Here is a 20,801-nt window from a genome sequence, read left to right as displayed (position 1 = left end):
CAGGAGTGGACGGACTGGACCCGGCAACCGCGACCACGCAACACTTCGACAACAGGGCCTCTTGCTTCTCGCTGGACTCGACAACCGCGAGCTACCAAGAGGCCCTTCTCTTCATGCCCCGACGTCAGCCAACTCACCCGATCCAGCATCCCGTTCGAACCAGACCAAGCACACGAACGGATAGAGAACGGCCAGTTAGACGTGGTCTCATTTGGTGAGTCTTCGGTAGCAGGTGAGGCTGCAGGCGATAGCGGTGAAGGCCAGGAAATGTTCGGCCTTGCGTTCGTAGCGGCGGTGCAGGCGTCGGTAGCCGCCGAGCCAGGACATCGTGCGCTCGATGGTCCAGCGGTGCCGACCCAGCCGGGTGGAGCATTCGATGCCCTTGCGGGCGATGCGGTGCCGGATGCCCCGCTTTGCGGAGCCATCGGTGCAGGTGGTCGTAGTCGTAGCCCTTGTCCGCGTGCAGCTTGGCCGGCTGTCGCCTGCGTGGGCCGCGGCGGGAGCGGATCGGCGGGATGCCGCGCACGAGCGGTTCGAGTGCCTGGCTGTCGTGCAGGTTCGCGCCGGAGATTCCGATCGAGAGGGGCAGACCGGTCCGCTCGGTGATCAAGTGGATCTTCGAGCCCTTCTTGCCCCGGTCCACAGGATTCGGGCCTGTCAGGTCCCCCCTTTCAGGGTTCGCATGTTCGCCGAGTCGATTGCGCACCGCGACCAGTCCAGCTCGTCACGCGAACCAGCTCGTCGAGGATGAGCCGGTGCAGCTTTGCCTAGACCCGGGCGGCGGTCCACTCGGTGAAGCGCCGGTGAGCGGTCGGCCCGTCGGGGCCACGAAGATGATCGCGGCCAGCACCTCCCGATCCCCGTACCGGCGCCGGCCTCCACCTTGCGGCCGTGACGGAGCGGGCGGCACCACCTGCTGGAACAGGTCGTACAACTCGTCCGGCACCAAGCGTTCCACGATCAGCACAAGCTCAGATTACCGAGCACGCCAAATGAGACGACGTCTTAGGGCTCGCAGAGAATCAAGGTGTTGCTTCCCGTGATGCGGCTCGTTGTTGTGGTATGAGCGTCTCCGACGAGGTCCGTGGTCAACTCGCTGTCAGATTCGAGGTGTTGTTCCCGCACCTCGACGAACGGCAGCGGTGGCTGATGATGGGGGCCGAGGCCCGGATCCTGGGCCACGGCGGTATCCGGGCGGTCGCGCGGGCGGCCCGGGTCAGCGAGACGACGGTCCGCAAGGGCGTGGACGAGCTGGAGGCCGGCGAGGAACCCCTGGGTTCCAGGAGCTGCTCGCAGCCGGGAAGACGGCGGCGACCGTCCGCTCCTATGGCATGGACCTGTTGCGGTGGTGGCGGTTCCTGCACGCGGTCTCTCCAGTAGCCCGGCGAGGCGACCAACCGAGCCAGCTCCGCGATGTGCGGGGCAGGGAGCCGTCCAAGGTTTCCACGTCATCGCACGGACAAACTCCTCAATCACACCCCTCTCGAACGTGTCCGCCAGGGCGGCGCAACCCAAGCACCGACCTGACCGATGAGGACAGCACGCGAAGGACTGGTAGGCGATCGCGGCCAGGCAGCGGCAGCCCCGGTAGAACCTCGGGGTGCGGACTGACGCCCCGCCGCGGAATTGGTCGCATCGTGCTGTAACGATCGTGCGCCACGCACCACTTCCCGGTGACAGATGAACCCGGAGAACGGAGGTGAACGCCGTGCCCGATGACGCGGCACGCTTCACCGCGATGTACAACACCTGCCGACAACCCGTCTGGGCCTACGCGGTCAGCCGCGCGGGGCGCCAGATGGCGGACGAGGTGGTGAGTGAGACCTTCACCGTGGCCTGGCGGCGTATCGGTGACATTCCCCAGCCGCCGCTGCCTTGGCTGCTCGGCGTGGCCCGCAACGTTCTGCGTGACGCCGGACGCTCTGAGGGCAGGCGCGCCTCGTTCGCCGCCGAGCTGCGGGACTGGACGGACGCGGTCGAGGGCGACATCGCCGACGACGTCGCCGACCGGATGGCACTCCGCAACGCCCTGGCATCCCTGGGTGAGGAGGACCGGGAGGTCCTGATTCTTGCGGCGTGGCAGGGGCTCACTCCCCGCGAGGCCGCCCGCGTGGTCGGCTGTACGGCCGCCACCATGCGCGTGCGGCTGCATCGCGCGCGCCGCCGGCTCGCCAAGGCGGTGGCGGTACGGGACGGGGCGTCGCCGGTACGCCCCTGTGTCAGTCCCCTGGTCAGTACGGCAGGAGAGGAAGCGTGATGAAGCACGACGACCTGATGCGTCGGCTGGCCGACGCCCGTCCCGGACACCTGGACCCCGACCGGCCGGTCGACCCTGAGGTCCGGCGGACCGAACTGCCGGACATCGTGCGGCGTACTGGGGAACCGCCGGTGGCGCCGGCGAAGCGAGGGAGGGGGCGCGTCGGCGCGCGGCCGGCGTGGACCGTGGCCCTGGCCGGTGCGGCGGTCGTGGCCGCTGCGGCTCTGGTCGTCACCACGGCCGGGCCGCCCGGGGTCGGGACGCGGCCCGAGGCGGGGGCGGTCGCCCCCGACTTCTCCGAGTCCCGCATCCTGCTCGCCGCCGCATCCGAGGTCGAGAAGACACAAGCGACCTCGGGTGCGTACTGGTACCAGGAGGAGCATTCCGGGGGGGTACGCAGAGTCCCGGGAAAGGACTACGCGCTCGACGTCCGCACCGAGAGCAAGACATGGCTGGCGAAGGGCACGGGCAAGCGCGACCGGCGTTGGACGCTGCACATCGATGCCGGGGCCCGGCCCGCCACCCCGGCCGACGAAGCGGCATGGCGTGCCGACGGCTCACCGAAGCAGTGGGACCTGACGGACTACGACCAGGCCCGGCGGGACGATCACCGCGAGGGCGACGAGCCCCGGCCGGAGATCGTCACGTGGGACGGCGCGGGCGAATTCGCGGGTGATGCTCCTGATGGTACGGCGGACACGGTCTCGGCCGGGGCGGAGATCGGCCTGGCGGAACTGGAGTCGCTGCCCACCGACCCCCACCAGCTCCGCGAGCGGCTGGAGGAGATCATCGACGAGCAGTACAACGCGCCGCCGCACATCCTGGAGCAACTGCTCGGCGCGACGGCCGAGAACCTTGCCGTCGAGCTGCCGGTGTCGCCGCAGTTGCGGGCCGCTGCCTACCGGGTGCGTGCCTCTCTGCCGGGTGTGCGGGACATCGGTGAGGTCACCGACCGGTCCGGACGCCAGGGGTACGCCGTCGAGATCAGCAACCCCCGGCCCGGAGGAGAGGGCAAGCGCCGCTTGATCTTCGACAAGGAGACGGGGCTGCCGCTGTCGGGGGAGTTGTACGCGACCTCGGCCGGTGACGGACATCGGCCGGGAGAGCTCGTCGGCTACACCCTCTACACGGCGATGGGGTGGACTGACCAAGCCCCGCCGTTCGAAGAGGACTTCACGACCGACGAACCGGAGCTGCCGAACGCGCAGACCGACGTCGAGCCCGCCGGCAAGCACTGACCACTGACCTCACCCGTACTTGCCACGGCCCGTGTCCGCCCGCGCGGGCGGACACGGGCCGGTCGGCCGACCGACCGAAGAGGAGTGTGCCGACGTTACGCCTCCCGCCGTCCCGACGCGGACAGCGTCCGCGTGGCTGCCGCCCTCAAGGCCCTCCACGTGTCCTCCAAGGCCGGCTCGCCCGCCGTCGTCGACGCCCTGGCCCATGCCCTGTAGCTGGACGACGAGCACCACCATCTGCGCGAGCTCACCACCCGCGCCTCCCGCTACCCCCGAGCCTTCCCCCACCCAGCCGCACGGTCCGCCCCCACCTGAAGCTCGCCTTGGAGACGATGCGGCCGAGCCCTGCGCACATCCTCAGCCGCAGCACGGATGTACTCACCTGCAACCCCGGCGACCTCGCCCATATGCGGGCCTCACCGACTGGCCCGCCCATCAGCGTCACCTGTCGGTGGCGCTGATGATCTTCGGTTCGTCGCGCTCCTCGAAGCGGACGTCACCCGGGGCGTGCAGATTCGCTCCGCGCATGATGGTGGTCATTCGTCAGTCAGAACCGAAGTCCCGGGCCCCTGCAAGGAGGCGACTCTGGGTCGAGCTGTGGGCGTGCACGGTCGCGAACGAGCAGTTGCGTGCGGCTCAAGCCGAGATCGACGTCGGTTGGCAGGAGGACGGGCCTTGACCCCTGATCTTGGACACACGAGACACTGGATCCTGAGGATCTGAGAACGGACATCTCGCGGTCATGAGGAACTACCCGCCGCAGTTCAAGGCGGACGCGGTCGTGCTGTACCGGTCGCGGCCCGAGGCGACGATCCGGCAGGCCGCCGCCGATCTGGGGCATCAACCCGGAAACCCTGCGGAACTGGGGGACCTGATCGGCCGCGACTTCATTACGGACCAGGCGAACACCAAGTACGTCGGCGCCGTTCTCCACAGCGATCACGGGGCCCAGTACTGCAGCCGGGCTTTCGCCGACGCCTGCCGCGGAGCGGGCGTCCCCCAGTCCTTGGGTGCGATCGGCTCCAGCGCGGACAACGCACTCGCCGAGTCGTTCAACGCGACCTGCAAACGGGCGACCCCAGGGCCGCCGGGCCTGGGACACCGAGCACGAGGCCCATCCGGACCTCTTCCGCTGGCTGCACCGCTACAACACCATCCGACGCCACTACCGCCTCGGCCACCGCAGCCCGATCGCCTTTGAGTGAGCACTCCACACAGCATCAACTTCGCTGGCCGAAGCCGCATAGCCCGTGTTCAGGATCAAGGGTCAAGGCCCCTCGACGAGGCCGACCAGATGGCCGACACGGGCGTCATGCCGCAGGTGACCGCGTTGCTCGACCAGGTTCGGCCCGAGGGCCAGCGCATGCTGTTCACCGCCACCCTCGACCGCAACGTCGACCTGCTCGTGCGCCGCTACCTCACCGACCCCGTCGTGCACTCCGACCAATATGGCCTTGGGGGTCAGCAGTTCACTCTGTCGACCTGGTATCAGGCGACCGGCCCGGTGCGGCGGAAGTCACCAGCAGAACCATCCGTTCTGCACGTACCCCTCAGCGTTGACGTTGCCCCAGGCGAAGCCGCGCACGTACTCGCTGCCGAACTCCGCGTAGTTCTGGTACACGGTGAACGTCTGTCCACTGGTGAGCTGGGCGAACGGCGTGCCGCCGTAGGAGCTGCGGACATCGAGCGTTTGAGCGCACACGGTCAGGCGCTTGCCGACGTCGCTGTATTGCGCCCACCGGTAGGGGCCGCCGGCGTAGGCGGCGGACTGGGTGACGGCGACCATCAGCGCCGTGAGTGCGGCGGTGAGAGAGCCTCCGAAGACGGCACGCCGCGCCAACCGCCGGGGACGACGGATCTCTCGCAGGGTCGATTCGGACTGCTGACGTAATTCTGACACGACCACGGTGTCGTCTCCTCGCCTCGGTGAATCGCAGCACGGACACAGTAAATGGACAAGACGGCTTACGACAGGCCACACGGGCAGGGCTGTTGCGAAGTTCCTTGCTCTTGCGTGATCACTGGTCGGGAGAGGCCGAGGAGGTCCAGCGGCAGGCGGAAGGCGACGTGGGACATCTTCGCGGAGTCCGGCCGCGATTTCGCGTGGCCGACGGCTCGCGCTGTCGACGCCCAAGTCGTAAGGGTTGGTCGCGCCCCGGACGGATGTTCCGGTGCATGCCGTGGTTGTTCCACCGCGTGTCTCAGCCCGTGTGCTGGTCCGGCGGTTGAGGGTGAGGGTCGGTGTCGGTGTCGTCGGCGGCCGGGGTCGTCGGGGCGTGCCTGCCCGGTGCTGTGCTGGAGGGGGGTGTGGGCGGCGTCTGGTGGGCGAGGACCACGGCGATGCCGTAGTGGTGGGGGGTGGGTCAAGATGGTGTGGCCGTGCCGGAGGAGGACGGTCTCGATTGCGGCCTGCACGGCCGACTTCTCGGGTGGTGGCAGGAGCAGGAAGCGTCGGCCTGCGGACTTCGGCCTCCGAGCGGAGACCAGTCCACCAGTGCTCCGGCGGGGTCGGGCTCACCCGGACACCGGGGGCGGGACCGACCGTTTCCTTCACTACGTCGTAGCCGGCAGCCGGAGGGTGTGCTGCACCTGGCGGACCAATTCCTCGGGACCCATCGGTGTCTGCACATGCACCTGGTCGAGCCACTGGCAGAACCCCGGCAGTCGGCAGATGCGGGTGCCCGTACTCCTGTGGGTCGTCTTCGCCGGTCTGCTGTCCGCGACGACGCTGTGGCTGCGGCAGCGGCAGCACCGGTCTGAGGAGGCAGACCGGGCCCGCCCGCCACGCGGCCTCACGCAGGCCGGCCGTCCGTCGCCACGCGAGCGCCTGTCACACGGACCTGCGAGCCCGGCCTGCGGACCCGTGGCGGCGCTCGGCCGGGCACGAAGCCGTCGGCGCCGAGGGCGACGCGGTCACAGACGCAAGGCGCAAGACGGCTCTCGCCAGAACGGGCCCCGTGAGGCAGCCCGAGGTCGCTTCCGCATGATCGTCGTGCGAGGGCATCTCCCGCGCCCCTCAACCCCACCACGTGCATCATGCGGCGCGGGAGTTTCGACGGCGCCGACACCCGTGGGGCGGCGCCTGGTGGGAGACCCTCCGGGGGGTAGTCGCATGCCATGACTGTCTACGGATTTCACGCCTCGCACGAGCAGATTCCACCCGCGGATCTGCTCGACGCCGTGGTACGCGCGGAGCAGGCGGGCTTCACCGCCGCCATGTGCTCGGACCACTTCTCGCCGTGGAGCGTGCGTCAGGGCGAGTCCGGCTTCGCCTGGTCATGGCTCGGAGCCGCCCTCCAGGCCACCGACCAGGTGCCGTTCGGTGTGGTGAACGCGCCCGGCCAGCGCTACCATCCCGCCGTCGTCGCCCAGGCCATCGCCACCCTCGCGTCCATGAACCCGGGCCGGTTCTGGACCGCGCTGGGCACCGGAGAGGCCTCCAACGAACACATAACGGGCGCGGGTTGGCCCCGCAAGGACATCCGCTCCGCGCGCCTGCGGGAGTGCGTCGACGTCATCCGGGCGCTGCTGCGGGGCGAGGAGGTCAGCCACGACGGGCTGGTGAGCGTGGACCGGGCCCGGCTGTGGACGCTGCCGCCCGAGGAACCGCCGCTGATAGGAGCCGCGTGCAGCACTGCCACCGCGGCCTGGTGCGCCGAATGGGCGGACGGACTGATCACGGTCAACGCCCCGCGCGAACGCCTGCGCGAGATCATCGGCGCGTACCGTGACGCGGGCGGCCGTGGGCCCCTCCACCTGCAGGTGCACCTGAGCTGGGCGCCCGACGAGGCCGAGGCGCTCGCTCTCGCGCACGACCAGTGGCGGACCAACGTGCATGCTCCGCCGGCCTGTTGGGACCTCGACTCCGCGGAATTGTTCGACATCGTCAGCGAGCACGTCACCCCTGAGCAGGTGGCGCGCACGGTCGAAATCTCCTCCGACCTCGGCCGGCACGCCGCCCAGCTCCAGGAATACGCCGACCTGGGGTTCGATGCAGTGATGCTGCACCACGTGGGCCGAGAACAGACCGCGTTCATCGACGCGTTCGGCACCGACGTACTGCCGCGACTCGACGTGACCCGCCCGATCCCCGCCACGGCCAAGGGGTACCGATGCGTCTGACACGCACGTCCGACCTGTGGTGGAAGAACGCGGTGGTGTACTGCCTGGACGTCGAGACGTACCAGGACGGCAACGGCGACGGCGTCGGAGACTTCGCGGGGCTCACCCAACGCATCGACCACTTGGTGCGCCTCGGCGTGACCTGCGTGTGGCTGATGCCCTTCTACCCCACGCGGGAGCGTGACGACGGCTACGACATCACGGACTTCTACGGCGTGGACCCCCGCCTGGGCACTCTCGGTGACTTCGCCGAGTTCGTCCGCACCGCGCGCGACCGCGGCATCCGCGTGATCGCCGATCTCGTCGTCAACCACACCTCCGAGGACCACCCCTGGTTCAAGGACGCCCGCTCCAGCCGGGACTCCGCCCACCGCGACTGGTACGTCTGGAAGGACGAGCCCCCCAGGGACGGCCCTCAGGGGGTGGTCTTCCCCGACGCGGAGGACGGTCTGTGGGAGTACGACGGGGGCAGCGGCCAGTACTACCTGCACCGCTTCTACAAGCAGCAGCCCGACCTCAACGTCGCCAACCCCGAGGTCCGTGACGAGATAGCCCGGATCATGGGCTTCTGGACCCAGCTCGGCCTGTCCGGCTTCCGGGTCGACGCCGTGCCCTTCCTGCTCGAGACCGACGGACAGAGCGACGCGGAACAGCTGCCCGACCCGCACGAGTACCTCGCCGACCTGCGTGCCTTCCTCGGCCGCCGCAACGGCGAGGCGGTCCTGCTCGGCGAGGTCAACCTGCCCTACGACGGCACCACCCGATTCTTCGGCGACCCCTCCTCGGACCGCGGCGACGAACTCACCATGTGCCTCGACTTCGTCGCGATGCAGCAGATGTACCTGTCGATGGCACGCCACGACGCCAGGCCGCTGGCCGCCGCACTGCGCGAGCGCCCCGCGGCACCGCGCGACGCCCACTGGGCCATGTTCGTCCGCAACCACGACGAACTCACCCTCGACAAACTCAGCGACGACGAACGGGCCGAGGTGTTCGCCTCCTTCGGCCCTGACAAGGACATGCAGCTGTACGACCGAGGGCTGCGCCGCAGGCTCCCGCCCATGGTCGGCGGCGACCGACGCCGCGTCGAACTGGCCTACAGCCTGTTGTTCACCCTGCCGGGCACCCCCGTGCTCTTCTACGGCGAGGAACTCGGCATGGGCGAGAACCTGGCCGCGGAGGGACGCCAGGCCGTACGCACCCCAATGCAGTGGACGCCGCAGAAGGGCGCCGGGTTCTCCACCGCCGAGCCGGACACCTTCCCCAACCCGTTGGTGGACGGAGCGTTCGGCCCCCAGAACATCAACGTGTACGAGCAGAGCCGCGATCCCGCTTCCCTGCTGAGCCGCATGCGCCTGTTCATCGAACGCTACCGGGAGGCCCCCGAACTGGCCTGGGGTGAGTACCGTTTGCTCACGACGGGGGAGGACGCCGTGCTGGCGCACGTCTGCCGCGACGGTGACGGCACCGTGCTGGCCGTACACAACTTCGCAGACCGGCCTCACACCGTACGGCTGGAGCTGGCCGAGGCCGGATCCGGCGGACGGCTGACAGACCTGCTTGACGAGGGACACACCGGTCTCAAGGCAGGCGAGGACGGCATGTTCCACGTCGACCTACCCCCGTACGGCTATCGGTGGCTCCGCGTCGGCACCCCGGCGGACGACCCCAAAAGCATCGCGTCCGGCTGACCGGCCCATAAGCGGCCCCGAGCCTTCGTCGGGAGCCGCCCCGGTGTGCCGCGTCCGGGGTCAGCTCTCCTGCTGGCCCTGCTGCACGGCCTGGTTCGTCTGTCGGCCACCTGGTCGTGTGGGTAGAGGGCCAGAGGTCGTTCGAGGCGCTCCAGCGGCGAGCCGTCTCCGGTGGCCGGACCGCCGTCCGGCTCGCCCAGGAGATGCCGGCGCACTTCGTTCTCCAGATCGACGGCCAAGAGCAGCTGCACGTCCCGTACGGCGGGCGGCGCGCGCAGCTGAAGCAGCTGTTCAGCGACCACGGGCTGAATGAACACGGCGCCCTCGCCGGCCAGACTTCGGACACCTGCTGACGTCACCGCGTTCCTCGCCAACAAGCTCAGCCGGTTCCGCTGGTGACAACTCCTGAGCTTTGGCTCACTAGAAACGTCGCCGGCGAGCCGCTGTACCGCGCTCTGGCGGCGGCCCGCTCCTTTCCCTACGCCGGTCCTCGCGACGCCGCGCTGCTCGCCGAACCGGCCCACCTGGTCCCCGGCGCCGGCGTGGACCAGTTGGCGTTCGTGGCCCCGCTCTGCACCAGCGAACCCCAAAACCGCCGGAGTCCTCGCCGCGTTCCTCACCCTCGTCCGCTGCGAGGCGAGCTGGCCTCTCCATGTCCCCTGACCATGAACCCCGACCGTTGCCAACGGAGTCGAATCAGTGCTCAGTGGGGCGTGTGCCCGGTGCGCTGCCCGCTCCGGCAGCCGGCGCCGCCGATGTAGTAGGCGTTGAGATAATTCGGACCTGCACCCGGTAGCTGCGTGCGGCCGGGACTGACGCAGAGGTGGTAGTCGTTCGTGCTGCCGCCCTCTCGGACATCGACGTGTACCCGCACTGTCGTCGGGCCGCAGTGGTTGTAGGCGGCGAACTGGGACGACTGGACGCTGTACCGGAAGAAGCCACACGGCGGCGGGGCGAAGGAGCTCACCTCCGCCTGATGCGCCTGCGGACCGCTCGTCGGCTCGGCGTGAGCTGGAGTGGGAAACGCTGACATGGCCAGCGCGACACCTGACGCTGCAGCCAGCGCGGCTTGGAGAGGACGAAGGGAAAGCTTCACTGACACTCCCTGGGGTGGGCCCGACCAATGGCGACAAGATGATGGGCTCTGCCTGACACCACGACACCTTCTGAGCGCCGCACTGCCCCCAGTAGGGTAACGGGAAGTGCATGATGTATGGCCAAAAGTCACTACATTGAGTGTCAGATGAGACTGAAACGGAAATGAGGTGGCGAATCCTCCAGGATGCTCGTCCGGCTCAGCTTCCGAGAGTCGGCGTCGACCCCGTGGGAGGAGCCGCGCGAGGCCCACTCGTCCGCCTCGCCAGCCAGCACCGGACGTCGCCTGATGGGCCCGCACGCCCCCGCCGCGCCCGCATTGCCTTCCCCGGTTCCGCCGGCAGACAGCTGAAGCACATCACCACCGAGGCGGAGATCCACGCCCGAGGCCACGCGCTCGCTCGCGTGTCCGCTCGGGGGCTGATGTTCTTGCACGCGACGCCGTGCTCAACGCCAGTCGCCGTCACCGCCGAGGCGGTCCGCTGCCGCATCGACTTCAAGTACGCGATGGCCATGGAGCTGGATGACCCCGGCTTCCACCACAGCGTGCTGGCTGATTTTCGCGACCGTCTCACCGAAGATGACCGTGCTGACCGACTCCTCGACCTTGCGCTGGCCCGCCTCAGGGAGGCCGGACTGGTGCGCGAGCGCACCACGCAGCGGACCGACTCCACCCACGTCCTGGCCTTGGTGCGGGACCTGACCCGCCTTGAGCTGATCACCGAGGCGGTTCGCGCCGCACTCGAAGAAGTTGCTGGCACCACCCTCACCTGCTGGACGAGCTGGTCGACGAGGACTGGGGATGTCGCTACGGGCGGCCGGTCCGCCTGGGCAAGAACCCACCAAGCCCAAAACCAGGATCCTTGCCACCGGAAACGATGCCGTCCGGCTCCTGGAACACCTCTACCAGCACGGAGCGGACCGCACGCCCGGCCCTCGCGTCCAGGCCCTGCGCCAGATCGTCGTGCAGAGCTATCACCATGACGCCGCAGGACACCTGCGCTGGCGCACCGCCGAGACGGAAGGCGGGCCAGGGCTGCCGCCCTCGTCCCGGGCGGTCGTCTCTCCCTACGACACCTCGGCCCGCTACGCGCGCCATGGACACATCATCAGCTGGAAGGGGTTCTCCGCTCACCTGACCGAGACCTGTGCTCCCGACAGCCCCAACGTGATCACGGACGTGGCCACCACCGCGGCCACCACACATGACAGCAAGGTCCTGCCCGGCATCCACACGCGCCTGGCCCGTCGCGGCCTGCTGCCCGCCGAGCACCTCGTCGACAGCGGCCACACCTGCCTGCCCCACCTGGAACAGGCCACCCGGGAACACAAGGTCACCGTCACCGGACCACTGCCGGGCAACCCCACCCGCCAGCACCGCCGAGGCGAGGGCTTTGCCCGGGACGAGTTCCACATCGACGACGACCGTGAGCAGGTCACCTGCCCTCGGGGGCAGGTCAGTGCGGGCCGGCACGGCCCCTGCCCGACCTCCTCGTCCACTGCGGCCCCGCTGATCGTGGCCAGGTTCACCAAGAGCCAGTGCCGTCCCTGCCCGGCCCGAGCCCAGTGCACCAGCACCGCCGACAGCGCCCGCACCGTGGGCTTTCCCCCGCGAGAGCTCCGCGACCTACAACTTCGCGTCCTCACCGAGCAGCAGACGCCCGAGTGGAAGGCTCGCTATGCGGTCCGCTCCGCAGTGGAGGGCACGGTCAACGAGTTCGTCCACGGCCACGGCATGCGGCGCTGTCGCTACCGAGGGCAGGGAAAGGCCCACATCCAGCACGTCCTGACCGTCATCACCGTCAACATCGAGCGCCTCAGCGGACTGTCCCCGACCGAGGAAACTCCCACGCCCCGCCGACCGACCGCCTTTCAGGGCTACCTCGACCAGCGCGAGATTCCCCGGCTGAAGTCCTGGCGAACCCTGGGCAGCTGACCCCGACGAATCCAAGATCCCCGACAGAGTCAAGTTAGGGCCGACCAGTTCGCGGCCGTCCTCGAGGACATCGACCGCCTACGGACTGCCTGACCCCGAACAGCGCACCCTCTGGGAGATCCTGCGCGAGCAGCATCTGGCAGGCCTCGCCCAGCAGAGGCCGGCCGTCGCCTGATGTCTTCTCACCCGCGCGACCGCCGTGCCCGGGTTGCGTTCTCCGACGAGGCCGCCAAGCAGCTCGAAGCCATCACGGACGAGGCGGAGCTCCACGCCCTGGACCGCGTCAAAGCCCCGTACGTCATTCGTGCCAGGTGGTGTCCCTGACCCAGGGCAGTGCGAACCGTTCCAACAACACCAAGGCAAAGTAGAGAAGGATGCTCATCAACCCGATCAGGATGATCGCGGCCCATGCGGTGGCGGTGTCGCCCACCCCGCCGGCTTGCACGATCAGATAACCCAGCCCAGCCTCACCGGCCTGGAACTCGCCGATGACCGCACCGATCGCGGCGAGCGGCATGGCCACCTTCAACCCGACGAAAATCTGCGGCAGCGCGGCGGGAAACCGTACCTTCCGGAATGCCTGCCAACGAGAGGCATCCAGCGAGTGCGCCAACTCGGCCAGGTCCGCCGGGGTCGAGGTCAGGCCGGTCGCGGTGGACAGCACGATCGGGAAGAAGCAGAGCAGGAAGACCATGGTCAGGACCGGCTTCTGTCCCCATCCGAGCGCCCCCACCAACAGGGGGCCGAGCGCGATCTTCGGAACCGCGTTGACGGCTACAAGCAGCGGCGTGAACATGCGCTCCAGTACCCGCGAGGCGGCCAGCGACAGTCCGATCGAAACTCCGCAGGCGCTGGACAGAACGAATCCGACCACCGTCTCCACCGTAGTGTCGCCGGTGTGTTCCAGGAACCGGGCCGGGGTAGCGGTGAACGCCGAGAGCACAGCACCCGGCGGAGGCAGTACCGCTGGGTGGATCACCTCCAGCGCCGATGTGAGAAGCCACCACACGCCGATCGCGACCAGCAGCCCGGCCACCGGCAGCAGCCCGACGCCGACGCCCATCCCGCGACGTAAACCGACTTCTGGCACGGGCTCAGGCCTTCGGCACCAAGCCGAAGCCGATGATCTGCTCAGGGGTCAACTTCTTCGGCAGCGCGCCCGCGTCCTCCAGAATCCTGATGCCCCTCGCCACCCGCCCGGAGTCCAGCGTTCCGATCGTCGTGACGGAACCGTCTTTCGGAGTGACGTACGCGGCCATCAACTCCAACTCGGCTGCCGCAGCGCCCGGATTCGTGGTGTCCACGTGCCGCCTCAAGATCTCGGAGGCTTCCTTCGAGTGGGCCAGGCTGTACTCCAGGCCCTTGAGCAGGGCGGTGGTGAACCGCCGCACCATCTGCGGATCCTGCTCGGCGATCTTCTTGGACGTGATCAGTACGTTCCCGTACAAGTCGGGAATCACGTCGCTGTACGGCAGCAGCACGGCCTTCTTCTTCGTCACCGCCTCGATGGTCGGCTTGCCCACCACGAACTGGCCGATACCGTCCACCGAGCCGCCGGCGAGGGTACCCATCAGGGTCTGCGCCTCGCCATTGACCCAGGTCACCTTGTCGGCGTCCACGCCGGCCAGCCGGGCGTACGTCGGGAAAAGGTTGCGTACGACGGAGCCGGGCGCGTCGGCAAGCCGTTTGCCTTCGAGGTCCTTCGGTGTGGCGATGCCGTTGCCCTCGGTGGTGGCGATCGCGGCCATGGTGTGCTGCTGGATGGCGGCCACCGCGACGAAGTCCTTCGACTGGCCGTTGCCCATGTGCAGCAGACCTCCCGTCAGGTCGATCGGGCCGAACTGCGCCTGGCCGCTGACGACGGCCGGGATCACACCGCCGGTGCCCTGCCCCGGCCTGATCCTCACGTCGAAGCCAGCCTCTTCGAAAAACCCCTTGTCCTTCGCGACCCAGGCGTATGCGTCCCGGCCGAAGCTGCCGAAGGAGGTCAGGTAGGTCACCTTCTTCAGCGCCGTGCCGTCGTCACCGGCTTCCGCGTCGGAATCCGAGCCGCCGCAGCCCGCCATCAGCGCCAGCGCGGTGGTCAGGGCTGCCGCGGTGACCGTACGGGCGAACCGGATCATGCGCACAGTGTTGTCCTTTCCGGCCGCCGAACGCGTCGGCGGAGGGGCGTCGAGACAGACGAGACGGAACGGCGGCACAGAGCTGCCGAGGGCATGACACGTGGTGCAGGCAACAGCGTACGAGGGATGGTTAGTTGTGGGCCAGGTGTATGTCATTGGGCCATGTATCGACCGGACGACAGGTACCGCCGACCGGCCTGCTGCGGGTAGCCTGATCGGGCGGCAGGACCCGGCCGGCACGACGATTGCCCGTGGATGGGGAGACCGCCGGATGATCAGACTCACCGGTGTGTCCCGGAGCTTCACCAGCCGGTCCGGCTCGACCTCGGCGCTCCAGGACATCGGCCTTCACATCGCCGAGAGCGAGTTCGTGGCGGTGGTGGGCCGGTCCGGGTGCGGCAAGTCCACGCTGCTCCGGCTGATCGCCGGTCTTTTGCCGGTCACCGAGGGCGAGATCACCATCGGCGGCGAGCGGGTCACGGGAGCCCGGCGCGATGTCGCCATGCTGTTCCAGCGGCCGGCCTTGCTGCCCTGGCGGTCCGTTCTCGACAATGTCCTGCTGCCCGTGGAGATCTTCGGCTGGAACAAGGCGAAGCACCGCGAGCGGGCATACCGGCTGCTGGAGACGGCCGGACTGCATGGCTTCGAGAAACACCGGCCGCACGAACTGTCCGGCGGTATGCAGCAGCGCGTCGCGCTGTGCCGGTCGCTCATGGGCGAGCCACGGGTGCTGCTCATGGACGAGCCGTTCTCCGCACTCGACGCACTGACCCGCGCGGACCTCGCCGTGGAGCTGCAACGCATCCACCTCGGGAACTCCTCCACCGTCGTCTTCGTCACCCACTCGATAGACGAGGCCGTGCTGCTCGCCGACCGGGTGGTGGTGCTCACCCCGCGCCCAGGCCGGATCCGCAAGATCGTCGACATCGCCATACCTCGGCCGAGGACGCTGGGCCGAACCGCGCACCTGAGCGAAGTGGCCCGGTGCAGCGCCGATCTGCACGAACTGCTGATGGAACGGGACCTGTCCGGGACGGCCGAAACGGAGCAGCGATGAGCCTGCGGATCTGCGTCTTCACCGAGCCGCACCGCGGCGCCGACTACGAGGATCAGCGGCGCCTCGCACAACTCGTCGAGGCCGGCGGATTCGAAGGCTTCTTCAGGGCCGATCACTATCAGACGATGGGTGCAGATCCCGGCCTGCCCGGCCCCACCGACGCCTGGCTCACGCTCGGCGCGCTCGCCCGGGAGACCTCCAGGATCCGGCTGGGCACCCTGGTCACCTCGGCCACCTTCCGGCTGCCGGGGCCCCTCGCCGTGATGGTGGCGCAGGTGGACCGCATGAGCGGGGGGCGGATCGAACTGGGCCTCGGTGCGGGATGGTACGAACGGGAACACACCTCGTACGGCATCCCGTTCCCGCCCGCGCCGGAGCGCTTCGATCGGCTGGAGGAGCAGCTGGCGGTGATCACCGGCCTGTGGCGGACACCGGTCGGCGAGAGCTTCAGCTATCGCGGTGACCACTACCAGCTCGTCGACGCGCCCGCCCTCCCGAAGCCCGTGCAGGTGCCGGGGCCGCCCATCATCGTGGGGGGCCGCGGCACCAAGCGCACCCCGGAGTTGGCGGCTCGGTACGCCGATGAGTTCAACATGCCTTTCAAGTCGGTGGCCGAGACCGCCCGCGCGTACCGACGGGTCGGCGAGGCGTGCGATCGGACCGGGCGGGCCGACGCCGGCCGACCACCACTGGTGCTGTCGGCCGGTGTCGTGGCGGCCATCGGTCGTACGGACGCGGAAGTGCGGCGGAGGGCCGCCCCGCTCCACGCCAAGAGCGCGTTGCCGCCGGAGGATGCGGTGGTAGGATCACCGGCCCAACTCGTCAAACAACTTGGTGAGTTCGCCGCGATCGGCACGACCCGTATCCATCTGCGGCTGATCGACTTCAATGACCTCGACCACCTGGAACTCATCGCCGGTGAGGTGCTCCCGCAGTTGTAGAGCGTGAAAGCCACGACACGCCGCCGTGCCGAGGTGCCGCTTGGCCCAGCAGACTGCGGACATAGTCCCGCATCCGCCACCGCAGATCCGCCCGTCCGAACCGGCCCGCCACCCGTCAATCACCGATTCCAACTCCGCAGCGCAACAACTGACCTCAGTTATCGCCTCCATGCCATGACAACGACAACCGCCAGCTCAGGACACGAACCGCTGCTGGAGTACTAGTACTCCAGCAGCGGTTCGCTATCTGGCCTGGTCATAGGCGTCGTCGGGAGTGTAGTTGACTGCTGACGCGTCAGGGGCGGTCTCGCCGGACCGCCCCTCCAACGAAAGACATCGAGAACTGTCCGAGCTGTGACGAGGGCAGCCTTCCCGCGTGATCGACGACCTTGCCGACGCGACCTGGGACCGTGAACTCGACGCGAAGCCGCCGAATTGATGCGGCATCTCGGAACCGCCGCCTTGGTGATATGCCTATATCTGACGGGAATGCGTCCGCAGGAAGTTGCAGCCCTGCGGTCAGGCTGCTGTCCTGACCCGCAGCTTGCTCCGGACGGCACAGTCCAGCGCCACCTGATCCGCAGCCGTCACTTCAAGAACGTCACCGATGACGACGGCAACCACGTCTCCGCCGGTGAACAACGCGCTGTCCCCTGGGTTGCGATCACCCCTGTCGTCCGGGCGATCCGAATCCTCGAACGCATGGTTCCCCACGGTGAGCTGCTGTTCAGCGCCACCCATCACGACTTCGTGGGACGACGAGGCCGCCATGGAGCGTTGAAGCAACACGCCCTGAACCTTCGGATCGAGGACTTCATCGTGTGGGTGAACCGGGAGGCCCAAGTGCAAGGGCTGCCGGACCAGTCCATCCCCCAGGACCCCCACGGCGCGCTCGGCATGTCCCGGTTCAGAAGGACCCTCGCCTGGCACATCGCCCGACAGCCCGGAGGGCTGGTCGCCCTCGCGATCCAGTACGGACACCTGCGCACCATCTTGTTACGGCTCCCGAAGCCGCGGTGGCATCCACTCTGTCCTCGACATCGAGACGGCCCTGGCGGCCGCTGACACCGCCGCCCACCTGCGCGACCGTGTGGCTGCTGGGGAGAAGGTCTCCGGCCCGGCCGCTCGCCGGGCGTTGACCGCTGCTGCGATGACGCCGCGGTTCGAGGGCCGGATCGTCCCCACGACGTTCGCGAAGAAGGCCGCCAGGTTCCTCGTTCGGGACGGCGTCGTGCTTTACGACAACCCGGACGCCTTTCTGATCTGCGCGTTCAAGCGGGACAACGCGCTCTGCGAACCTGATCGGGGAGCGACCGCGCCGAGGCAGTACGCCTGCCAGCAAGGCTGCGGCAACGCCGTCCGCACCGACGCCCACGCACAGCAGATGCGGGAAAAAGCCGACGAGATCGATCTCAAGGCCAGCCTCCTCCCGGAGAAGCTCGCCAACCGGCTGCGTCGCAATACCGACAACTTGCGCAAGATGGCCGACGCCCATGATGCCACCGCACAGACCGCCGAGGCTCTGAAGTGAACCAGCAGAATCAGGACGAACGCACCTTCATCCGCGAGGCGATGGACCGGCTGCTGGCTGGCAAGGCCACCGCTTCCAACGGCAGCCTCACCGGCGCCGCGCTCGCCGCCGAGGCCGGCGTCCACCGCATGGCTCTCTACAAGCGGCACGCAGACCTGAAGAACGAGTTCGAAGAGCGCGTCCGCACGGAGACCAAGCAGGTCCCGGAGACGGAGAAGCAGCTGCGGGCGACCATCGCCAAGATCAAGAAGACCATCGCGAACCAGGACACCGAGCTCAAAGAACTTCGCGATCTGGTGACTCGCTTGACCCTTGCCAGCGCTGTTCTCACCCAAAGGGCGGATATCCCATCGCAGCGCACCCCGGCCGCTGACAACGTCATCCCATTCCGCCCGCCAACTACCTGAGCTCCTCAACTACCGCGGCCGCCACAGGCATCACGCTGCGGCGGCCTCGCTTCGTTCCAGGGTCCTTTCGAGCAAACCAAGGAAGGTGAACACAAGATTTGGCAGGGGACCGCACGCCACAGCCATGCCTCTGCGCCCTCGTTACTGCCGCCATCCCTGTGTTCCGTCCGGCAACCTGCGTATATGCGGAAGTCCGCTTGCCCCTTTCATGCTTGGGGCAGGCCACGGGCCTCGAGTGAACTGATCTCCAGCACAGCCGGGAGGGCCTCTCTCTCGAGGGGGCCGGCGAACTCGGTGGACTCGCTGCTCAACAGGTTCACGTTGAACTCCAGAGGCTGGTCGGGGACCGGTGTCGGGTCCCACAACACCCGCTCGTACACAGTGGCCCCGTCCACCCGCCACCGGATGCAGTCGGGCTGCCAGTCGATCTCGTAGTGGTGAAACTCCTTCGACGCGTCGAAGCCGAGGTCGATGACCGCAGGCGTGCCCCGGTAGCCATACTCCAGCTTCGTGCCGGGGATGCCGGGGTTATAGAAGACGTTGACGAGCATGCGAGTCGTGTCTTGGCCGAGGATCTCGATGTCGATCTCCTGGCGAGGACCGTTGCGGTGGAGAAACAAACCTGTCACCAGGCCTGATCCGGAGGGGGCGCGCAGGCGAGCACTGAAGGCGCCGTAGGTGAAAGATGGGCGGCTGGCTATGGCGGCCCCCGTGAGGTCGCGGACTTTACTCACCTCCTCTCGGAGCGTGAGCGTGGCGGGTCCGCGCGGCGGCAGGGTTGCATTGCCGGGCCGGAAGAGGGCTCTGTTGCTGGGAAAGGTGTCCTCCCGGAGGTACCAGTGCCTGTCCTCAAGCTGGGTGCCCTCGTGCCACATGGCCGCATTCTGGCTGGCCTGAAGAGCGTTGTCCTGTGGGGCTGACATTTTCGGCATGATGCCCGACCACCCCGCGCGTTGAATGATCCAGGGGCTGGTGTCCCAGGCCAGAGGGTGTCCGGAAGCGCTCGCGTCACTCTGTGAGCGGGTTGCGACACTCCGCTGGCCCTGCTCGGGCTGGCTTGGCCAGGGGTGGGTGGGGTAGTCGCATGCGAGGAATCTGGCGAGTGTCTGCCAGGGGTCGGGGTCGTCGGCCGGGAGCATGAGTCGTCGTTCGGGTCGTTGTTGATCCCATGCTTCCTGGAACGGGGACGGTGGCTTCGCCGCCGTCGCGGACATGGTCGTCATGATGAGGCGCACCCGATTCGCGGAAACGATACGGGCGACCTCGCGCGGAGTCAGGGAGCCGATATTGACATATGCGTCGAATATGCGGCGCCGACTACCGCGGACGAGCGCTTGGGTTTCGTCGGCGGGCAAGGTGGTCAGATCGCTGACACAGCGGAATCCGAGGACGGAGAGTGCCTTGGCAAGAGTGGACAGACCGGTTCCGGGCTCGCCAATGACCAAGATCGGGTCCCGTGTCGGTCGGTGCTGGAGGGATTGGGGCGCTTCGCGCCGGATGGCGCCCACTTTCGCCAGGACCGGCATGACGGAGTAGGAGTTGCTCGAGGCGATGCCTGGTCGCTGCTCAATAATGGGGCGGTGCGTCATCTGTACATTGAGGTGGCCGAACTGCTGGTTGATCCACAGGTCGATGGGGCCGTGGGCCGGCAGCTGGTCAAGTAGCTTGCGTGCTCCAGCTTGGGAGAGCACGTAGCCGGAAAGCTGCCAAACTCCCCCAGTAGGGCACCGCAGTAGAAACCTTCTGTGGCGTCGAGGGTCTGCTTCCTCACCGGTCTCTTGGTAGGAGAGGTAGAGGAGATCAACGGGGTGGCCAGCATCGGAGCTTGCCTGTATGTCGCTCCAGGCGTGCTCGAGCACGGACATACATGTCCGGGTGACGTACGCATCGTCTTCAAGTATCAAGGTGTAGGGAGCGTCGTTGGTGGCAATGAGCTGCCAGACGTGGATGTGTGAGAGGGCTACCGCGATCTCTTGCGGCGTCATGTCGATGCGTGTGGCGCGTGCGGCGTCGTCGATGTCGAGGCGAGGATGCGGGTCGACCAGAAGTTGCTCGGCCAGTGTGTAGGTGGGCTCAAGGAATTCCGGCGGAGGTGAGTCCTTTAGGTAACGGGCGTCGACCGCCGGGAAGCGTCTGGCAAGGGTGTGCAGCGGGTGGCCTGCCGCGTCACGGAGCCGACTGAGTTCACGGTTGACCATGGTCCACCGCTCTTGAGCGCGGTCGAGGTTGATCACGTAAATGCGCTCGATCGCCGTGGCCGCATGGTGGGACGAGAAAGCGGTGCTCCGCCGGCGAGTTGAAAGGTGCCTGGTGCGGTAGCGTGCGTGTGCCCACAGGGAAATGGGCAGGCCGTGCAGGGAACTGATGTTCATGGGTGGGGAGACACTGCCTCTGTTGTTCGAA

General features: G+C 67.9%; 18 protein-coding genes and 4 pseudogenes. 14 read left to right on the top strand and 8 right to left on the bottom strand.

The genetic code is table 11. The annotated features are described in order from the left end of the window. Nucleotides 1-207: 207 nt before the first annotated feature. Nucleotides 208-961 (bottom strand): annotated as a pseudogene (locus ABZY13_RS23060) (IS5 family transposase). 101 nt (nucleotides 962-1,062) lie between these two features. On the opposite strand from ABZY13_RS23060, the pseudogene ABZY13_RS23055 reads away from it, so the two are divergent. From ABZY13_RS23055 to ABZY13_RS23035, 5 genes and pseudogenes are all read left to right on the top strand, one after another. After that, nucleotides 1,063-1,278 (top strand): annotated as a pseudogene (locus ABZY13_RS23055) (ISAzo13 family transposase); the annotation flags it as partial. A 430-nt stretch (nucleotides 1,279-1,708) separates the two neighbouring features. After that, nucleotides 1,709-2,257 carry a sigma-70 family RNA polymerase sigma factor gene (locus ABZY13_RS23050; protein ID WP_356633644.1) on the top strand — a complete coding sequence of 183 codons (549 nt, stop codon included), beginning with the start codon at nucleotides 1,709-1,711 and terminating at the stop codon, nucleotides 2,255-2,257. After that, nucleotides 2,257-3,495: a CU044_5270 family protein gene (locus ABZY13_RS23045; RefSeq protein ID WP_356633642.1), complete on the top strand. Its 1,239-nt coding sequence runs from the start codon at nucleotides 2,257-2,259 to the stop codon at nucleotides 3,493-3,495. The genes ABZY13_RS23050 and ABZY13_RS23045 overlap by 1 nt, the downstream gene beginning before the upstream one ends. 84 nt (nucleotides 3,496-3,579) lie before the next feature. Beyond that, nucleotides 3,580-3,711 carry a hypothetical protein gene (locus ABZY13_RS23040; protein ID WP_356633640.1) on the top strand — a complete coding sequence of 44 codons (132 nt, stop codon included), beginning with the start codon at nucleotides 3,580-3,582 and terminating at the stop codon, nucleotides 3,709-3,711. Nucleotides 3,712-4,771: 1,060 nt separating this feature from the next. Beyond that, a pseudogene (locus ABZY13_RS23035) lies at nucleotides 4,772-4,936 on the top strand (DEAD/DEAH box helicase); the annotation flags it as partial. 75 nt (nucleotides 4,937-5,011) lie between these two features. Here ABZY13_RS23035 and ABZY13_RS23030 read toward each other — a convergent pair. Further along, nucleotides 5,012-5,401, bottom strand: coding sequence for a hypothetical protein (locus ABZY13_RS23030; protein WP_356633660.1), 390 nt, complete (start codon nucleotides 5,399-5,401; stop codon nucleotides 5,012-5,014). Nucleotides 5,402-6,612: 1,211 nt separating this feature from the next. On the opposite strand from ABZY13_RS23030, the gene ABZY13_RS23025 reads away from it, so the two are divergent. The 3 genes from ABZY13_RS23025 (at nucleotide 6,613) to ABZY13_RS23015 (ending at nucleotide 9,661) form a co-directional block, all read left to right on the top strand. Next, nucleotides 6,613-7,617 carry a TIGR03885 family FMN-dependent LLM class oxidoreductase gene (locus ABZY13_RS23025; RefSeq protein WP_356633638.1) on the top strand — a complete coding sequence of 335 codons (1,005 nt, stop codon included), beginning with the start codon at nucleotides 6,613-6,615 and terminating at the stop codon, nucleotides 7,615-7,617. Next, nucleotides 7,608-9,308 (top strand): alpha-amylase family protein, encoded by a 1,701-nt coding sequence (locus ABZY13_RS23020; RefSeq protein ID WP_356633636.1) that lies wholly within the window; start codon nucleotides 7,608-7,610, stop codon nucleotides 9,306-9,308. Before ABZY13_RS23025 ends, ABZY13_RS23020 begins: the two co-directional genes overlap by 10 nt. 116 nt (nucleotides 9,309-9,424) lie before the next feature. Further along, complete coding sequence (locus tag ABZY13_RS23015; protein ID WP_356633634.1) at nucleotides 9,425-9,661, top strand: hypothetical protein; 237 nt, start codon at nucleotides 9,425-9,427, stop codon at nucleotides 9,659-9,661. A 350-nt stretch (nucleotides 9,662-10,011) separates the two neighbouring features. Here the strand turns inward: ABZY13_RS23015 and ABZY13_RS23010 are convergent, their stop codons facing one another. Continuing rightward, nucleotides 10,012-10,341, bottom strand: coding sequence for a DUF6355 family natural product biosynthesis protein (locus tag ABZY13_RS23010; protein ID WP_356633652.1), 330 nt, complete (start codon nucleotides 10,339-10,341; stop codon nucleotides 10,012-10,014). A gap of 227 nt (nucleotides 10,342-10,568) precedes the next feature. Here ABZY13_RS23010 and ABZY13_RS23005 point away from each other — a divergent pair. Further along, nucleotides 10,569-10,946, top strand: a pseudogene (locus ABZY13_RS23005) (hypothetical protein); the annotation flags it as partial. On the opposite strand, the gene ABZY13_RS23000 reads toward ABZY13_RS23005, so the two are convergent. Beyond that, nucleotides 10,851-11,081, bottom strand: a complete 231-nt coding sequence (locus ABZY13_RS23000) for a hypothetical protein (protein WP_356633658.1) — start codon at nucleotides 11,079-11,081, stop codon at nucleotides 10,851-10,853. The pseudogene ABZY13_RS23005 and the gene ABZY13_RS23000 sit on opposite strands and share 96 nt — an antisense overlap. A 124-nt stretch (nucleotides 11,082-11,205) precedes the next feature. Here ABZY13_RS23000 and ABZY13_RS22995 point away from each other — a divergent pair, with 124 nt between their 5' ends. After that, nucleotides 11,206-12,339 carry a transposase gene (locus ABZY13_RS22995; RefSeq protein WP_356633632.1) on the top strand — a complete coding sequence of 378 codons (1,134 nt, stop codon included), beginning with the start codon at nucleotides 11,206-11,208 and terminating at the stop codon, nucleotides 12,337-12,339. A gap of 298 nt (nucleotides 12,340-12,637) precedes the next feature. Here ABZY13_RS22995 and ABZY13_RS22990 read toward each other — a convergent pair whose 3' ends face one another. Together ABZY13_RS22990 and ABZY13_RS22985 are read right to left on the bottom strand one after the other, a co-directional pair. Next, on the bottom strand, nucleotides 12,638-13,402 hold the full coding sequence (locus tag ABZY13_RS22990) for an ABC transporter permease (RefSeq protein ID WP_356633630.1): 765 nt from the start codon (nucleotides 13,400-13,402) through the stop codon (nucleotides 12,638-12,640). Between the two features lie 31 nt (nucleotides 13,403-13,433). Further along, the gene (locus ABZY13_RS22985) at nucleotides 13,434-14,462 is read right to left on the bottom strand and encodes an ABC transporter substrate-binding protein (RefSeq protein WP_356633628.1); all 1,029 of its coding nucleotides are present in this window, start codon (nucleotides 14,460-14,462) and stop codon (nucleotides 13,434-13,436) included. Nucleotides 14,463-14,733: 271 nt separating this feature from the next. Here ABZY13_RS22985 and ABZY13_RS22980 point away from each other — a divergent pair, with 271 nt between their 5' ends. Together ABZY13_RS22980 and ABZY13_RS22975 are read left to right on the top strand one after the other, a co-directional pair. Beyond that, nucleotides 14,734-15,519 (top strand): ABC transporter ATP-binding protein, encoded by a 786-nt coding sequence (locus ABZY13_RS22980; RefSeq protein WP_356633626.1) that lies wholly within the window; start codon nucleotides 14,734-14,736, stop codon nucleotides 15,517-15,519. Beyond that, nucleotides 15,516-16,460 carry an LLM class F420-dependent oxidoreductase gene (locus ABZY13_RS22975; RefSeq protein WP_356633624.1) on the top strand — a complete coding sequence of 315 codons (945 nt, stop codon included), beginning with the start codon at nucleotides 15,516-15,518 and terminating at the stop codon, nucleotides 16,458-16,460. The genes ABZY13_RS22980 and ABZY13_RS22975 overlap by 4 nt, the downstream gene beginning before the upstream one ends. 519 nt (nucleotides 16,461-16,979) lie before the next feature. On the opposite strand, the gene ABZY13_RS22970 is transcribed toward ABZY13_RS22975, so the two are convergent. Continuing rightward, complete coding sequence (locus ABZY13_RS22970; RefSeq protein WP_356633622.1) at nucleotides 16,980-17,441, bottom strand: hypothetical protein; 462 nt, start codon at nucleotides 17,439-17,441, stop codon at nucleotides 16,980-16,982. Nucleotides 17,442-17,550: 109 nt separating this feature from the next. On the opposite strand from ABZY13_RS22970, the gene ABZY13_RS22965 reads away from it, so the two are divergent. Continuing rightward, nucleotides 17,551-17,991, top strand: a complete 441-nt coding sequence (locus ABZY13_RS22965; RefSeq protein ID WP_356633620.1) for a hypothetical protein — start codon at nucleotides 17,551-17,553, stop codon at nucleotides 17,989-17,991. Then, nucleotides 17,988-18,398 (top strand): hypothetical protein, encoded by a 411-nt coding sequence (locus ABZY13_RS22960; protein WP_356633618.1) that lies wholly within the window; start codon nucleotides 17,988-17,990, stop codon nucleotides 18,396-18,398. Before ABZY13_RS22965 ends, ABZY13_RS22960 begins: the two co-directional genes overlap by 4 nt. Nucleotides 18,399-18,604: 206 nt before the next feature. Here ABZY13_RS22960 and ABZY13_RS22955 read toward each other — a convergent pair whose 3' ends face one another. Beyond that, nucleotides 18,605-20,770, bottom strand: a complete 2,166-nt coding sequence (locus tag ABZY13_RS22955) for a family 16 glycosylhydrolase (RefSeq protein ID WP_356633616.1) — start codon at nucleotides 20,768-20,770, stop codon at nucleotides 18,605-18,607. Nucleotides 20,771-20,801 lie beyond the last annotated feature (31 nt).

This window comes from Streptomyces sp. NPDC006610, from assembly GCF_040611575.1.
GTDB lineage: Bacteria > Actinomycetota > Actinomycetes > Streptomycetales > Streptomycetaceae > Streptomyces.
Note: the sequence above shows the minus strand (reverse complement) of the source record. Positions and strands in the feature narration are given on the sequence as shown.

Excerpts from the sequence above, each read along its gene's own strand:
- ABZY13_RS22975 (WP_356633624.1), top strand. The coding sequence starts at position 15,516 with ATGAGCCTGCGGATCTGCGTCTTCACCGAGCCGCACCGCGGCGCCGAC.
- ABZY13_RS23025 (WP_356633638.1), top strand. The coding sequence starts at position 6,613 with ATGACTGTCTACGGATTTCACGCCTCGCACGAGCAGATTCCACCCGCG.
- ABZY13_RS22995 (WP_356633632.1), top strand. The coding sequence starts at position 11,206 with ATGTCGCTACGGGCGGCCGGTCCGCCTGGGCAAGAACCCACCAAGCCC.
- ABZY13_RS23010 (WP_356633652.1), bottom strand. The coding sequence starts at position 10,341 with ATGTCAGCGTTTCCCACTCCAGCTCACGCCGAGCCGACGAGCGGTCCG.
- ABZY13_RS23045 (WP_356633642.1), top strand. The coding sequence starts at position 2,257 with ATGAAGCACGACGACCTGATGCGTCGGCTGGCCGACGCCCGTCCCGGA.
- ABZY13_RS22985 (WP_356633628.1), bottom strand. The coding sequence starts at position 14,462 with ATGATCCGGTTCGCCCGTACGGTCACCGCGGCAGCCCTGACCACCGCG.
- ABZY13_RS22955 (WP_356633616.1), bottom strand. The coding sequence starts at position 20,770 with ATGAACATCAGTTCCCTGCACGGCCTGCCCATTTCCCTGTGGGCACAC.
- ABZY13_RS22980 (WP_356633626.1), top strand. The coding sequence starts at position 14,734 with ATGATCAGACTCACCGGTGTGTCCCGGAGCTTCACCAGCCGGTCCGGC.
- ABZY13_RS22990 (WP_356633630.1), bottom strand. The coding sequence starts at position 13,402 with ATGGGCGTCGGCGTCGGGCTGCTGCCGGTGGCCGGGCTGCTGGTCGCG.
- ABZY13_RS23020 (WP_356633636.1), top strand. The coding sequence starts at position 7,608 with ATGCGTCTGACACGCACGTCCGACCTGTGGTGGAAGAACGCGGTGGTG.